The 14,033-nt window shown below is 62.7% G+C and carries 14 protein-coding genes; 6 read left to right on the forward strand and 8 right to left on the reverse strand.

Features of this window, described 5'->3' with window-relative positions; translation table 11 throughout:
• Positions 1-88: 88 nt before the first annotated feature.
• Complete coding sequence (locus tag AC0L2B_RS18120; RefSeq protein ID WP_287346982.1) at positions 89-1,345, forward strand: SAM-dependent methyltransferase; 1,257 nt, start codon at positions 89-91, stop codon at positions 1,343-1,345.
• 207 nt (positions 1,346-1,552) lie between these two features.
• Here AC0L2B_RS18120 and AC0L2B_RS18125 read toward each other — a convergent pair whose 3' ends face one another.
• Positions 1,553-2,818 (reverse strand): NAD(P)/FAD-dependent oxidoreductase, encoded by a 1,266-nt coding sequence (locus AC0L2B_RS18125; RefSeq protein ID WP_473746324.1) that lies wholly within the window; start codon positions 2,816-2,818, stop codon positions 1,553-1,555.
• Between the two features lie 265 nt (positions 2,819-3,083).
• On the opposite strand from AC0L2B_RS18125, the gene AC0L2B_RS18130 reads away from it, so the two are divergent.
• Positions 3,084-3,686, forward strand: coding sequence for a 5-formyltetrahydrofolate cyclo-ligase (locus tag AC0L2B_RS18130; RefSeq protein WP_473746351.1), 603 nt, complete (start codon positions 3,084-3,086; stop codon positions 3,684-3,686).
• Here the strand turns inward: AC0L2B_RS18130 and AC0L2B_RS18135 are convergent.
• Complete coding sequence (locus tag AC0L2B_RS18135; RefSeq protein ID WP_023799250.1) at positions 3,683-4,156, reverse strand: Lrp/AsnC family transcriptional regulator; 474 nt, start codon at positions 4,154-4,156, stop codon at positions 3,683-3,685. The genes AC0L2B_RS18130 and AC0L2B_RS18135 overlap by 4 nt on opposite strands.
• 159 nt (positions 4,157-4,315) lie before the next feature.
• Here AC0L2B_RS18135 and ald point away from each other — a divergent pair, with 159 nt between their 5' ends.
• A complete protein-coding gene (gene ald / locus AC0L2B_RS18140; RefSeq protein ID WP_473746325.1) occupies positions 4,316-5,431 on the forward strand; it encodes an alanine dehydrogenase in 1,116 nt (371 codons plus the stop codon).
• A 199-nt stretch (positions 5,432-5,630) separates the two neighbouring features.
• Positions 5,631-6,932 carry an outer membrane protein gene (locus tag AC0L2B_RS18145; RefSeq protein ID WP_473746326.1) on the forward strand — a complete coding sequence of 434 codons (1,302 nt, stop codon included), beginning with the start codon at positions 5,631-5,633 and terminating at the stop codon, positions 6,930-6,932.
• 221 nt (positions 6,933-7,153) lie between these two features.
• On the opposite strand, the gene AC0L2B_RS18150 is transcribed toward AC0L2B_RS18145, so the two are convergent.
• The 6 genes from AC0L2B_RS18150 to AC0L2B_RS18175 form a co-directional block, all read right to left on the reverse strand.
• Entirely contained in the window at positions 7,154-7,621 is a 468-nt protein-coding gene (locus AC0L2B_RS18150; protein ID WP_473515228.1) for a DUF1203 domain-containing protein, read from the reverse strand.
• Between the two features lie 77 nt (positions 7,622-7,698).
• Positions 7,699-8,505 (reverse strand): 4-hydroxy-tetrahydrodipicolinate reductase, encoded by an 807-nt coding sequence (gene dapB / locus AC0L2B_RS18155; protein ID WP_473587202.1) that lies wholly within the window; start codon positions 8,503-8,505, stop codon positions 7,699-7,701.
• Positions 8,506-8,617: 112 nt separating this feature from the next.
• On the reverse strand, positions 8,618-9,181 hold the full coding sequence (locus AC0L2B_RS18160; RefSeq protein ID WP_027154015.1) for a GNAT family N-acetyltransferase: 564 nt from the start codon (positions 9,179-9,181) through the stop codon (positions 8,618-8,620).
• Between the two features lie 5 nt (positions 9,182-9,186).
• Positions 9,187-10,038: a 3-mercaptopyruvate sulfurtransferase gene (gene sseA / locus AC0L2B_RS18165; RefSeq protein WP_473587203.1), complete on the reverse strand. Its 852-nt coding sequence runs from the start codon at positions 10,036-10,038 to the stop codon at positions 9,187-9,189.
• 51 nt (positions 10,039-10,089) lie between these two features.
• Positions 10,090-10,833, reverse strand: coding sequence for an alanyl-tRNA editing protein (locus tag AC0L2B_RS18170; RefSeq protein ID WP_473587204.1), 744 nt, complete (start codon positions 10,831-10,833; stop codon positions 10,090-10,092).
• Positions 10,833-11,867, reverse strand: coding sequence for a cysteine synthase A (locus tag AC0L2B_RS18175; RefSeq protein ID WP_473494199.1), 1,035 nt, complete (start codon positions 11,865-11,867; stop codon positions 10,833-10,835). The genes AC0L2B_RS18170 and AC0L2B_RS18175 overlap by 1 nt, the downstream gene beginning before the upstream one ends.
• A 214-nt stretch (positions 11,868-12,081) precedes the next feature.
• Between AC0L2B_RS18175 and AC0L2B_RS18180 the strand changes: the two genes are divergently transcribed.
• Both AC0L2B_RS18180 and AC0L2B_RS18185 read left to right on the forward strand, forming a co-directional pair.
• Positions 12,082-12,903, forward strand: coding sequence for an SDR family oxidoreductase (locus AC0L2B_RS18180; RefSeq protein WP_473587206.1), 822 nt, complete (start codon positions 12,082-12,084; stop codon positions 12,901-12,903).
• 96 nt (positions 12,904-12,999) lie between these two features.
• Entirely contained in the window at positions 13,000-13,974 is a 975-nt protein-coding gene (locus AC0L2B_RS18185; protein ID WP_473746327.1) for an alpha/beta hydrolase, read from the forward strand.
• Positions 13,975-14,033 lie beyond the last annotated feature (59 nt).

The following is a 14,033-nucleotide window of genomic DNA, read 5'->3' on the forward strand; positions in this document are numbered from 1 at the left end:
AGCGGCGTTCGCGCCCTGCCGATGAACTGCGAGAGAGTTGGAAACCGGCGATTTTGCGCCGGCGCCGCAGAAGTCCCGGGGGCGTGACATGGCTCACAAGGAAGACACCGGCGTTGCGTCGGGCGACGCGGTCAAATTGGACGAATTCAATTTCGCCGAGACCGTCAAAGGCCTGCCGGCCAAGGCGCGCATGGTGCTGTCGGCAGCGATGAACCTGCCGCGTGGCTCGCTCAAGGTGAGGATGCCGGACGGCCGTGCCGTCCTCGTCGGCGGCAAGGGCCCGGGTCCGGACGCCGAACTGGTGCTCAAGAACTGGCGTTTGCCCGGCCGTGCCTTCACCGGCGGCACCATCGGCATCGCCGAATCCTACATCGACGGCGATTGGGACAGTCCCGATGTGACCAGTTTCCTGGAACTGTTCGTCGTCAATTCAGAAATCGGAGAGCGCATCGCCGGCGGCGCCAGCTGGTTGATCAACGCCGTCCAGCGTGTCCGCCACTGGTTCAACCAAAACACCCGCACCGGCTCGAAGCGCAACATTTCGGCGCATTACGATCTCGGCAACGCCTTTTACAAGGAATGGCTGGATCCGAGCATGACCTATTCGTCGGCGCTCTATGCGGCTGGTGCCAACGATCTGGAAAGCGCGCAAGCCGCCAAATATCGCGCGCTGGCCAAGGACACGGGCATCGGCGCGAACGACCACGTGCTTGAAATCGGTTGCGGCTGGGGCGGCTTTGCCGAATTCGCGGCGCGCGAGATCGGCTGCCGCGTCACCGGGCTGACGATCAGCCGCGAACAGCATGATTTCGCCAGAGCACGCGTCCAGAAGGCTGGATTTGCCGACAAGATCGACATCAAGCTGCAGGACTACCGCGACGAAACCGGTTCCTACGACCGCATCGCCTCGATCGAGATGTTCGAGGCGGTCGGCGAAAAGTACTGGCCCGTGTTTTTCGGCAAGATGAAGGATTGCCTGCGGCCTGGCGGCACCGCCGGCCTGCAGATCATCACCATCAACGAGAAAGCCTACGATACCTATCGCGCCCGGCCGGATTTCATCCAGCGTTACGTCTTCCCGGGCGGCATGCTGCCGACGCCGTCGATCCTGAAAACGCTCGGCAAAGACCATGGCCTTGCTCATCTGCGCGAGCGCATTTTCCCGGACGACTATGCCCGCACGCTCGCCGAATGGCGCCACCGTTTTTGTGGGTCATGGGAAAAGATCGTCCCGCTCGGTTTCGACGATCGCTTCAAGAAGCTCTGGGAGTTTTACCTGCATTATTGCGAAGCCGGCTTCCGCGCCAGCTACATCGATGTCCGCCAGGTGGTTTACAGGGCTTAGGGTGGCGACGACTAATTTCCGCATGGGATCAATTGGTTCTCCGTCGAACATCAAGTCGATGATGCGGTTCGAGCCGGCTGCTGTTCAACGGCGTGCCAGCCTTCAATAGCGTGCCAAGTCCTGACCGAAGCAGAGCTTCGCGCCTGAATCCGGTCGAGTCCATAAGGGAACAGATGACGTGCGGATGCATGTGCGCGGGCGGAGACGTCAGCGCCTGTCGTCGTCGCCTTGGGTGATCAGCCGCGCGCTGCGCTGCCCTGTCAGGTAGATCCATAGCCAGCTCAGCGAAACCGCAAGCCGGTTACGGAAGCCGATCAGAAAATAGATGTGCGCCAGGCCCCATAGCCACCAGGCCAGCCGGCCGGTGAGCTTGATCCAGCCGATGTCGATCGCGGCGGCGCGCTTGCCGATCGTCGCCAGATCGCCGTCATGCCTGTAGCGGAAAGGCCGCGGGTTCATGTCGCCGGCAAGCCGGGCCTTGATCGTCGCGGCGACATGCCGGCCCTGCTGCTTGGCGGCGGGTGCTACGCCGGGCACCATGCGGCCATCCGGCCGCAGGACGTGCGCAGCGTCACCGACGACGAAAATCTCCGGACTGCCCGGCACAGTCAGATCGGGGTCGACCAGCACCCTGCCCGCGCGGTCCGCTGCCGCCCCCAGCCATTCGGCAGCCGGCGAAGCGGCGACGCCTGCTGCCCACAGGATAGTCCTGGCCGGCAGATGCGTTTCACCGAAGACGACACCCTCCGCGTCGCAACGTGTCACGGGCCGACCGAGTTCGACCGTCACGCCAAGCCGCTCGAGCGCCTTGCTGGCATAGTCGGAGAGTTCCGGCGCGAAATTGGAAAGGATACGGTCACCGGCCTCGATCAGCACCACGCGCGTCTGCCGCGTATCGATGTTGCGGAACTCGCCGCGCAGCATCTCGTGCGCCAGTTCGACAATGGTGCCGGCCAGTTCCACGCCTGTTGGTCCGCCACCGACGATCGCCAGTGTCAGCAGCGCCTGGCGCCTGGCGGGATCACTTTCCCGCTCGGCTTGCTCGAAGGCGAGCAGAATGCGCCGTCGAATGGTGGTGGCGTCCTCCAGCGTCTTCAGCCCCGGTGCGAAATTCTCCCATTCGTCATGGCCGAAATAGGCGTGGCGGGCGCCGGTGGCCAGCAGCAGCGTGTCGTATCCAACCGCGCCGCCATCATCGAGCAGCACATTTCTGCCGGCGCGGTCGACGCCGCTGACGGTGGCCAGCAGTGTCGTCACATCCTTGCGCTTGCGCAGGAGATGGCGGATCGGCCAGGCGACTTCCGAGGTCGCCAGCGCCGTAGTCGCCACCTGATAGAGCAGCGGCTGGAAAAGATGATGGTTGCGCTTGTCGATCATGGTGATGCGCACCGGCGCGCCGTCAAGCGCGCGGGTGAGTTCGAGACCCCCGAAGCCCGCCCCGACGACGACGACATGATGGCTGGTTTCGTTCATCTCATTCACTCCGGGAGCAGGTTGGGCCAGGAGAGCAGGTGGGGCGGGAGCGCAGACTGGACAGCAATTTCGCCAAGGCTGATGTAGCGACTTTTGTGCACCGCAACAACATCCGACTTTGCCGACTGCACGCCGGAAGATGTCGCTGTTGTACATGCCCCCATCCTGCCGCCGAGTATAATTTCATCGAAGCAGACGAAAGGAGAGGAACTTGCATAGCGATCATGACGACGGTCCGGGGCAATATTCCTCGCCGCCTTGCTTCATGCACGAGCTCGACCCGGAATTCCGGCCGCCCCTATCCGACTGGAACGACGTGAAACGATGGCGCAAGGCCGAGCGCGAGCGGCTGATTGCGGCGCGCCTCGCTGTCCCGGCTGAGGTGCGGACGGCAATGTCGCAGCGCATCGGCAAAAACCTCGACGCGGTGATCGGCGATATTGCCGGCCGCATGGTCAGCCTCTACTGGCCGTTCCGCGGCGAGCCGGATTTGCGGGCCTGGATGGCTTCCGTCAATGAGCGCGGCGGCCGTACCGCGCTGCCTGTTGTCGTCGAAAAAGCCCGCCCGCTCATCTTTCGCGCCTACGCACCGGGCGACCGGCTTGAGAAGGGCGTCTGGAACATCCCGATCCCGGCTGGAGGCGATGCGGTGCTGCCCGACATCGTCATCTCGCCTGTCGTCGGCATCGATCCGAGACAGTATCGGCTGGGCTATGGCGGCGGCTTCTTCGACCGCACGCTGGCGGCGATGCCGTTCAAGCCGCTGGTCATCGGTGTCGGCTACGAACTGCAGCGCATCGCCACCATCTACCCGCAGCCGCATGACATCCCGATGGACCGGGTGGTAACGGAGGCTTTCAAAGCCTAGGCAAGTTCCGGCTTCATCCCGACCGCCGTCCGGTCGACGATCTCGCGCAAGGCGAACGACGAGTTGATCTTCGTCACATGCGGCATTGCCGACAGCCATTCCTTGTGGATGCGCTCATAGTCGACGAGGTCCTTTGCCGCGATGCGCAGGATATAATCGTATTCACCCGACATCAGGTGGCAGGACAACACGTTCGGGCAGCGCTTTATCGCCGCCTCGAAATCCGACAGTGTCTTTTCGAATTGCCCCGACAGCGATATATGCACAATCGCCGTCATCTGGTGGCCAAGAGCGGCATTGGACAGCCGGGCGTGGTAGCCGCGGATGGTTCCGGATTTCTCCAGATTGTCCAGCCGCCGCGAGCAGGCCGACTGTGACAGGCCGACCTTCTCGGCAAGCGCCGCGTTGGGTATCCGCCCATCCCGTTGCAACGTTTCGAGGATGGCGATATCAATCCTGTCGAGCGGCATTTTTCGGGATTCCTGCGACAATCCAGCTGTTTTACGCAACGATTATCGAACCGCACCGTCTTGCGCAAGCGTATTCGCAAACACCTACGCGACGATTCGTGGTTCACTGTCTCTCAACAGCGAACATGCCCCAAAAGGCTGGATCAGGAGGAGAAGAAGATGCGCGTCGGCTGCCCCCGGGAAATCAAGAACCACGAATACCGCGTCGGCCTGACGCCGGGATCGGTCCGCGAATATGTCGCGCATGGCCACGAAGTGCTGGTCGAGACCGGCGCCGGCGCCGGCATCGGCGCCGACGACAACGCCTATCGCGCCGCCGGCGCCACCATCGCCAAGACGGCCGCCGACGTGTTTGCCAAGTCCGACATGATCGTCAAGGTCAAGGAGCCGCAGCCCAACGAATGGGTCCAGCTCCGTGACGGCCAGATCCTCTACACCTATCTCCATCTCGCTCCGGATCCGGAGCAGACCAAGGGCCTGCTGGCCTCGGGCGTGACGGCCATCGCCTACGAGACGGTCACCGACGACCGCGGCGGCCTGCCGCTGCTGGCGCCGATGTCGGAAGTCGCGGGCCGCCTGTCGATCCAGGCGGGCGCCACCGCGCTGCAGAAGGCCAATGGCGGCCGCGGCGTTCTGCTCGGCGGCGTGCCCGGCGTGCTGCCTGGCAAGGTCACTGTGCTCGGCGGCGGCGTCGTCGGCCTGCATGCCGCACGGATGGCGGCCGGCCTTGGCGCCGACGTCACCATCATCGACCGCTCGATCCCGCGCCTGCGCCAGCTCGATGATATCTTCGGCGGCCGCGTCCACACCCGCTACTCGACGGTCGAGGCGCTGGAAGAGGAATGTTTTTCGGCCGACATCGTCGTCGGCGCCGTGCTGATCCCGGGTGCCGCCGCGCCAAAACTCGTTTCGCGCGAAATGCTGTCGGGAATGAAGAAAGGCTCGGTGTTGGTCGATGTTGCCATCGACCAGGGCGGCTGCTTCGAGACCTCGCACGCCACAACTCATGCCGACCCGACCTATGAGGTCGACGGCGTCGTTCACTATTGCGTCGCCAACATGCCGGGCGCGGTGCCGGTCACCTCGGCCCAGGCGTTGAACAACGCGACGCTGCATTACGGCCTGCAGCTTGCCGACAAAGGCCTGAACGCGCTGGTCGACGATCATCATTTGCGCAACGGCCTCAATGTCCACAAGGGCAAGATCACCAACCGCGCGGTGGCCGAATCACTCGGCTATGAGTTGGTCGAGCCGAAGGCCGTTCTCGCCGCCTGAACCTGCCGCTGATTCTCTCCCGACAAAGCCGCCGGCGCCCCGGCGGCTTTTTTTTCCACAAGAAAATTTCACGGTTTGCGATCAACTGGCCGGCTTTACCCGCTTTGCTTGCAATGTGTCATTACTGTGGCTTTTTTGTTACATCCGCCAGCACGGGCAGGTGCTAGACGGCTGACGGGTTTTTCAAAAGGCAGGGGCAATGATCAACAAACGATTCGCAAAATCTCTTCTTCTTGGCGCAGTTTCCGTTCTGGCGCTTGGTTCGGCTTCTCATGCCGCCGACGCGCTTGTGCCGGTCGTCGAGACGTCGGCGTTCAACTGGAGTGGCATTTATGTTGGCTTCGGCGTCGGCGCCGGCGCCAATGTCCACGAGCTCAGCAGCGATTTCCTTCCCGGCTTCTCGTTGAACGGCATTGGTGGTGAAGGCGTATACGGTGAGCTGACCGTTGGGTACGACTATATGGTGTCGCCGCGCTTCCTGATCGGCGGACTCCTGGACGCCCATATCGGCAACATTGAAACCACGCTCGACGTAGCTGGATTCGAGGCTTCGGTCCGCGAGACTTACGGTTTCGACGCTGGTCTGCGGGCCGGTTACCTGTTCACGCCGAACACGCTGGGCTATGTGCTCGGCGGCTATTCCTGGCAGAAATACGAACTCGACACCAACGCTGGTATTGACCTGGATTGGGACCAGAGCGGCTACTTCGTCGGAGCCGGCGTTGAAACGGCCATCAACAGCAACTGGACCATCAAGACAGAATATCGCTATACCCGCTTCGGCACCAATGATGATCTGCTTTCCGAGTTCGGTTTGCTGGATGGCGCCCTCAATATCGACACATCGCGGCATACGTTCCAGGTCGGGGCCAACTATCGCTTCGGCGCCCAGAATGGCGGCGTCGCCTCTTTTGAAGCGCCTGCCTACAACTGGACCGGCTTCTACGTCGGCGGCGCCGCCGGCGCGGGTGCGTCGGTGCATCAGATCGAAGTTCCGCCGCTTGGCGGGCTCGAGTTCAACGGGCTCGGCGGCGAAGGTGTGTTCGGCGAATTGAACGTCGGCTATGACCATGATTTCGGCAGCTGGGTCGCAGGTGTCATGGTGGATGCCCGCTACTCCGGCATGACTTCCGAGTTGGAATTTCCAGGCGGATCGATCAATCTGGATACCGATTACGGCTTCGATGTGCTTGCCCGCGTCGGCATGAAAGTCAACGAATCGACACTCGCCTATGTGCTCGGCGGTTACAGCTGGCAGCATTTCGATCTGAATGCGTCTTCGCCCATAGGCGACATCCTCGATTGGGACTCCAGCGGCTTCTCGGTGGGTGGTGGTCTGGAAACGGCCATGTCCAGCAACGTGACCGTCGGCCTCGAGTACCGCTACTCGCAGTTCTCCGAGGAGGATTTTTCCTCTGAACTTGGGCTGCCGGACGACACTCTCACCTCTACGCCTTCGTTTCACACCGTCCGCATTGGTGCGAAGTACAAGTTCAACTAATTTTCGAGCCGTCCAGACAACAGTCAAAGCCCGTCGGTCATTCCGGCGGGCTTTTTCTTTGGGTAAAGAAATATAATGCAGGCAGCAAAAAAGCGGAGCCAAAGCCCCGCTTCCTCTGATATCGAGATCTCCCGCCGGTTCATCCGCGGTCGGCAAATCGATCGACAATCATTCCATAACGCGACATTGCGACAGGCGTACGACAGCTGCGACCGATCCGGTCACGCGCGCTCGATCCGGCACTGGTAGCAATTGTTTCGTGCCGAGCGGACATGCACATAGGCGATGTCGTCGCGCTCGAACAAACTCTCGGCCCGCGCCGCGATAGCGCCCGTTGGGATGACGCCGCCGCTGCCGTACACGATGCGGTCGTCGCTGCCGTAGCCGCGCACGATGTAGTCGCTGCTTTCGAGAATTTCGGGAAGCGCCTCGGCCTCGGCAGCGCGCTCGCAAGGCTCGGCATGCAGGAAGATCGGACCGGTCTCGGCATAAGGCTGCAATTGCGGGAATGGCCGATAAGCCAGGACAAGGTAGGCTTCTCCAGCGGCGACGTTCTTCAGGCAGTGGCGGCAAGGCACGCCGTCACCGTCGGATATTTTCCGCTCTGGGATCAGGCCATAGGCGTCCGGCCCGCCGCGCTGCAAAGCTCTGACGCCTTCCGTGGGCAAGGCCTTGAATTGGATGGTCATGGTGAAATCTCCGATGTCGTCGACCGGAAATTACGTCGCTGCGCCAGCGCTTCCCACCCGATTCCTGCCAATCTGGATCAGTCCATCAGCGCGTCGAGACCGCGCACCAGCCCTGTGATCTCCTGTACCCGCCGGATAGCGAGCAGCGTGCCGGCCACATAAGGGGCAGCGGACGAGCCGGCGTCGTGGCGGATGGTCAGCCGCTCGTCGGGCAGGCCGAACAGCGCTTCGCAGGACAGGATGTAGGAAGGCAGGCGAAGCGCATGCACCTGCACCCCCTCACCCGTGCCAACCGCCGCACCGCGCGTTCCCGGCACACCGGAGACCTCCGAGACCGGCCGCGCGGTCGAAGCCTTGCGGACTTCGGCCAGCACTTCGGCAAGCTCGCGCGCCGTGCCGGACGGCGCGTCGGGTTTCCTGGCGCTGGCATAGTCGATGACCTCGACATCCGGCACGTATTTCGCCGCGATCAGGGCAAACCGCTTCATCAGCGTGGCGGTGATCGAAAAATTGCCTGCGGCAATGACGCCGACACGGTTGGCGCGGGCTGCAGCATCGATCTCGCCGAAATCGGTCGCACCCAGCCCCGAGGTGCCGATCACCACGTGCCGTCCGTTTTCGATGGCCAGCAGCGCGTGGTCCTTCACGACATGCGGTTTGGTGTAGTCGACCAGCACGTCCGACGGCACCTCCATTGCCTCGGCCAGCGAGGCGGCAACGATGATGCCGTTTGCCGGCAGGCCGACCAGCAGGCCGGAATCCTGCCCAGCGCCGCTGCGTGACACGGCCGCGGCCAGCGCCATGTCGCCTTGCGCCCCGATCGCCGGAACCAGTGCCTTGCCGACCCAGCCGGTCGCACCGGCCATCACCACCCGAATCATCATTGATCCTCCCATCGCCATTTCGAGCGCCACGCGTTCCCTTGGATGCGTGGCGAACGCTCCAACAGTTTGCCTCCGAGCTGAAGCATCGATGAAATTCAGTCTGCGGAGAAAATCATGGCCGCATGACGCTGGCCGCACGTTCGGCGAAGGTCATTGGATGCACCATCTCCTTCTTTTGCGCGACCGGTTCAAAGCCGAGCTTCTGATACAGCGGCAATGCCGCTGGATGGTCGAGCGTGCAGGTCTGCACCGTCACCCGCCTTGGTCCGTGCGACCAGGCGGCGTCGATCGCCGCACCCAGGAACCAGCGGCCGATGCCTTGGCCGGTGGCGTGCTCCATCATGCCAAAATAGGCCAGTTCCACTTCTCCCGGCAGATGCGGCTTCAGGTCGAAAAAGCCGGCCGGCGAGCCGTCGAGATACAGCACCCTGATGTCCCGGTCCTCGCGGTGGATCCCGGCAGAAAGCTCCTCGTCGCTCAGCCTCAGCACGTTGACCCAGTGCCATTTGCGGCCCACCCGATCCATCAAATAGCGGTAGAAATGCAGCGGAATGTCCTTGGTTTTCAGCAATGCGATCTGGCGGTTGTACGGCAGCGGCGGCGAATAGGCCGGCGGCGCATGCATTTCGAGAAACGTCACCGTGACCTCGATGTCTTCAAGCGCGCCGTTTTCCATCGCAGTCAGTCCTTGCCCGTCACGACGGGCGTATCGCCAAGCCCACCCCATTCGGTCCATGAACCGTCGTAGAGCCTGTTGTCGGTGTGGCCTAGCGTCTCGAGCGCCAGCGTGATCGCCGCCGCCGTAACGCCTGAGCCGCAAGAGGTGACGACCGGCTTTGACAGGTCGATGCCGGCGTCCTCGATCACCTTGCGCAACCGGTCTTTCGACAGCAACTCGCCATCCTCGGCAAGCGCCGAAAACGGCGCATTGCGCGCGCCGGGCATATGACCCGAGCGGACGCCGGCGCGAGGCTCCGGCTCGGTACCGGCAAACCGGCCAGGCGAACGCGCGTCGGCGATCTGGCTTTCTCCGGTCTCGACGATCCGGCGCATGTCGGCCAGGCTGGCGACGCGAGCGGCATCGAAGTCGGCATGGAACACGCAAGGCGCGATCTTCGTCGGCTCCGCCGTCACCGGCCGTCCAGCCGCTTTCCAGCGATCGAAGCCGCCGTCCAATATGTAGACCTGGAACACCCCCATGACACGGAACATCCACCAGGCGCGCGGCGCCGAGAAGAAGCCCGGGCCGTCATAGACAACGATGGTGTCGTCGGCCGAAATGCCCATGGCGCCGACATATTGGGCGAAATGCTGCGGCGACGGCAGTGTGTGCGGCAGTGGGGAATCAGGATCCGAGATCGCATCGTGATCCAGGAAACGGGCGCCCGGAATGTGCGCTGCGTCATATTCGGCGCGCGCGTCGCGTTTCTGCGCCGGCAAATACCAGGACGCGTCGACGATGGTCAGGCCAGGCTCGCCGAGGCGCTTCTGCAACCAGTCCGCATCGATGGTGAAAGGGCTGTCTTCGGCCATTGTTCTTCTCCTGCCCGCCTTCGATAATCTGTTTATCAGGCCGGCTGTTTATCAGGCCGGCGGCATTGGTCCAAAGCGTATTCGGAAGCGCCGGTTCTCGCGACCCTTCTTCTCGATCTTGCCGATATGGATCTCGCCGACTTCTCCAGTGCTCTTCACATGAGTGCCGCCGCAAGGCTGGCTGTCGATCGAGGCGTTCTCGCCAATGCAGACCAAGCGGATCTTGCCCGTGCCGACCGGCGGCCGAACATTCTTCGATTTCACCAGTCCCCGATTGGCCGCCAACTCCTCGTCGGTGATCAGCCTGACAAAGACCGGGTGGTCGGCCCGCACCAATTCCATCAGCCGGGCCGTCACGTCTTCCCTGGTGAAGCCGGCATCCGGAATATCGAAATCGATACGGCTGTCGTCCTCGGAAACCGAGGCACCGGTGATCGGGAACGGGCAGACGACGGTAAGCAAGTGGCAGGCTGTGTGCATGCGCATCAGCAGATGCCGCCTCTGCCAATCGAGGGCAAGCTTTACCGGCTCACCGACCTCAGGCACCGCCTGCTCAGGCGGCGGCACATGGATGATGTCATCCTTGGTCTCACCGGTGATGGTGGCGGCAACAGGGATCAGGCTGCCGTCGGCGCGTTCGAGGGTGCCCGTATCGCCAGGCTGCCCGCCCGACGTGGCATAGAAGATCGTCCGGTCCAGAATGATGCCGCCACGGTCGTTGACGGCGACAACCACGGCATCAGCCGTCCTGAGATAGGCGTCGTCGCGAAACAGGGCATCCGTCCTGTAAGCCATCACCCAACCTTTTCGAACGGCACCGAGATTGTGCTCCGCTGTTCCATCCAGCCCGGCACCGGCAGCTGCTTTTGACGCAGGAATTCCGGGTTGAACAATTTCGACTGATAGCGCGTGCCGTAGTCGCAAAGCACGGTCACGATGGTATGGCCGGGACCCATCTCACGTGCCAGCCGGATCGCGCCGGCAATGTTGATGCCGGTCGAGCCGCCGACGCACAGGCCTTCCTCCTGGATCAGGTCGAAGACGATCGGCAGTGCATCCTCGTCCGGAATCTGGAAGGAGAAATCCGGCGTGAACCCTTCCAGATTGGCGGTGACCCGCCCCTGCCCGATGCCTTCGGTGATCGAGCTGCCTTCGGATTTCAGCTCGCCGCTGGTGTAGAAACTGTAGAGCGCCGCACCGAGCGGATCGGCGAGCGCGATCTTGACGTCCTTGCTCCTGGCCTTGAGCCCGAAGGCGACCCCTGCCAGTGTTCCGCCGGAGCCGACCGCCGAGACGAAACCGTCGACCTTGCCGCCGGTCTGGGCCCAGATTTCTTCCGCCGTGGTGCGGGTATGGCCATCACGGTTGGCGACGTTGTCGAACTGATTGGCCCAGATCGCGCCGTTCGGCTCGGACCGGGCCATCTGCTCGGCCAGACGGCCCGACAGTTTCACATAATTGTTGGGGTTCTTGTAGGGAACGGCAGGCACCTCGATCAGCTCGGCGCCAAGCAATCTGATCGTGTCCTTCTTCTCCTGGCTTTGCGTCTCCGGGATGACGATTACGGTGCGGTAGCCAAGCGCCTTGGCGACCAACGTCAATCCGATGCCGGTGTTGCCGGCCGTCCCCTCGACAATCACCCCGCCCGGCCTCAAAAGTCCGCGCTGCTCGGCGTCGCGGATGATGAACAGCGCGGCACGGTCCTTGACCGACTGGCCCGGATTCATGAATTCGGCCTTGCCTAGGATCTCGCAGCCGGTTTCTTCCGAGGCTTTGTTGAGGCGGATCAGAGGCGTATTGCCGATCGCTTCGATCACAGAACGGGGCATGGAGATTCCTTTATGCTTGCGGCCGAACCCTAGAAACCCGAAGCTTGGGTTTCAAGGCAAGAATTTGCCTGGTCCAGCAGCATTTCCGGGCTGCAATTTCCTAAAACAGACGTTGCGTTGCGCCAATCATTGAAGCTCACCATTGAAAAGCGCTCTTTTCATCCGATTTCTTCACCGCTAGAGCACAGGCTAAGAAAAAGTCGCAGGGCATAGCATGACACTCTATCGGGCCGACCCGAAGCACGGCGTCGCCTGGATTACCGGCGGCAGCAGCGGCATCGGCCGTTCACTGGCCAAGGACCTTGCGGCGCAAGGCTATGTCGTCGCGGTGACGGCGCTCGACGACGATCCGATCGACACGCTTGTTGTCGAGACGGTGCAGATGCCGGGCCACGTCACGGCCTATCCTTGCGACGTCACCGACGAGAACCGCATGGCAAGGACGGTCGCGGCGATCGAGAAGGATCTCGGCCCGATCGTCTTGGCCGTGTTCAATGCCGGGAGCTATATTGCGACCGCCGGCGAAGACCTCACCGTCCGTGGATTTCGCCAGTCCTTCGATGTCAATTATTTCGGCATCATCCACGGCCTGGTGCCGGTCATCGAGCGCATGCGCGTCCGCGCGCGCGGCCATATCGTCCTGGTCGGTTCGGTCACTGCCTATTTCGGCTGGCCGACCACGGCCGCCTATGGCGGCACCAAGGCGGCGATCAATATCCTCGCCGAATCGCTGAAGTACGATTTCGACAAGATGAACGTCCGCATCCAGGTGATAAACCCGGGCTTCGTCGACACCCCGCTGACCGAGAAGAATTTGCTGCCGATGCCCGGGCTGATGCCGGTCAATCGCGCCTCGCGCCGCATGGCGCGCGGCATCAAGTCCGGCGGCTTCGAAGTCACCTTCCCGTGGCGCTTGAGCTGGGGCCTGAAGCTGCTCAGAATCCTGCCGAGACCGTTCTGCCGATGGGTCATCAGCACCGCGACCCGCTGGACGGCGCGTCCGCTTAATTTCGACCGAAAGCCGCCGAGCGAATAGATCGGCCATCAAAGTTGGCGATCCCGCCGCCGGCGGGACGTCGTTGCCTGTTTGCCATCGTGGTCATAGGCTGAGATTTATTGCATGGAGTCTGCGATGGGGCGACGGATCGTGCTTGCGATATTGGCTCTCGCCGTCATTCTCGTCCTTGCCTACGTCTTTGGCCCGCGCGTCCCAGCCGACATCACGATCCGCTTCGATCCTTCCGTGATCGGCGATGACCCGCAAGCCTATCTGACACGCAAAGAGGCGGCCGTACCTGATATCCACGACGGGCTGGAAAAGGAAATCATCTGGGCCAATCCGATGGTTCACGCCAGGACGCCGCTGTCGATCGTCTATATCCACGGCTTTTCGGCGTCGAAGGGCGAGGTTCGGCCGCTTCCCGACGAGGTGGCCGACCAGCTCGACGCCAATCTTTACTACACCCGTCTCACCGGCCACGGACAGGGCGGCGCCGCAATGGCGGACGGCAGCGTCAACGCCTGGATCAACGACTATGAGGAAGCGCTCGCCATCGGCCGAGCGATCGGCGACAAGGTGATCGTCATCGCCACCTCGACCGGCGGCTCGCTGGCAGCCTGGGCGGCGACGCAGCCGGGCGCATCCGACGGGGTGGCGGCAATAGCGTTCATCTCGCCGAATTTCGGCGTCAAGGCTTCCGGCGCCGAACTTCTGACCATGCCGTGGGGCCGAGAGATCGCCGAGCTGGTTGCCGGCAAGGACCGCAGCTTCGTGCCGCGCAATGCGCTGCACGAGAAATTCTGGACCTGGCGCTATCCGATCGCGGCGACGCTGCCGATGGTGGCGCTGACCGAGCTGGCCTATGGCGCGCCGGTGGAGAAGGCGACCATCCCTGCCCTCTTCATCCTTTCCGATTCGGACAGGATCGTGCGGCCGGACCGCACCCGTGACATCGCCGGGCGCTGGGGCGCGGCGCACGAACTGGTGCCGGTCGACGATACCGGCGATCGGGACAACCATGTCATTGCCGGAGACGCGCTGTCGCCAGCAACCACAGCTTTCCTCGCCCAGCGCATTGTCGTCTGGGTACAGGCGGTGGTGAAGTAGATTTCTGGCGAAAAAGGCGACCGAAGCATCGCTCCGATCGCCTTTTTCATTGTGAGCAG

This window comes from Mesorhizobium sp. WSM4815 (genome assembly GCF_055811575.1).

Bases quoted from the DNA above. Each gene is read 5' to 3' on its own strand.
- AC0L2B_RS18160 (WP_027154015.1), bottom strand. From the start codon at position 9,181: ATGGAAAACGGCGCGCTTGAAGACATCGAGGTCACGGTGACGTTTCTC.
- AC0L2B_RS18175 (WP_473494199.1), bottom strand. From the start codon at position 11,867: ATGCCCCGTTCTGTGATCGAAGCGATCGGCAATACGCCTCTGATCCGC.
- AC0L2B_RS18130 (WP_473746351.1), top strand. From the start codon at position 3,084: ATGCACGAGCTCGACCCGGAATTCCGGCCGCCCCTATCCGACTGGAAC.
- AC0L2B_RS18185 (WP_473746327.1), top strand. From the start codon at position 13,000: ATGGGGCGACGGATCGTGCTTGCGATATTGGCTCTCGCCGTCATTCTC.
- ald (WP_473746325.1), top strand. From the start codon at position 4,316: ATGCGCGTCGGCTGCCCCCGGGAAATCAAGAACCACGAATACCGCGTC.
- dapB (WP_473587202.1), bottom strand. From the start codon at position 8,505: ATGATGATTCGGGTGGTGATGGCCGGTGCGACCGGCTGGGTCGGCAAG.
- AC0L2B_RS18180 (WP_473587206.1), top strand. From the start codon at position 12,082: ATGACACTCTATCGGGCCGACCCGAAGCACGGCGTCGCCTGGATTACC.
- AC0L2B_RS18150 (WP_473515228.1), bottom strand. From the start codon at position 7,621: ATGACCATCCAATTCAAGGCCTTGCCCACGGAAGGCGTCAGAGCTTTG.
- AC0L2B_RS18135 (WP_023799250.1), bottom strand. From the start codon at position 4,156: ATGCCGCTCGACAGGATTGATATCGCCATCCTCGAAACGTTGCAACGG.
- sseA (WP_473587203.1), bottom strand. From the start codon at position 10,038: ATGGCCGAAGACAGCCCTTTCACCATCGATGCGGACTGGTTGCAGAAG.
- AC0L2B_RS18170 (WP_473587204.1), bottom strand. From the start codon at position 10,833: ATGGCTTACAGGACGGATGCCCTGTTTCGCGACGACGCCTATCTCAGG.
- AC0L2B_RS18145 (WP_473746326.1), top strand. From the start codon at position 5,631: ATGATCAACAAACGATTCGCAAAATCTCTTCTTCTTGGCGCAGTTTCC.
- AC0L2B_RS18120 (WP_287346982.1), top strand. From the start codon at position 89: ATGGCTCACAAGGAAGACACCGGCGTTGCGTCGGGCGACGCGGTCAAA.
- AC0L2B_RS18125 (WP_473746324.1), bottom strand. From the start codon at position 2,818: ATGAACGAAACCAGCCATCATGTCGTCGTCGTCGGGGCGGGCTTCGGG.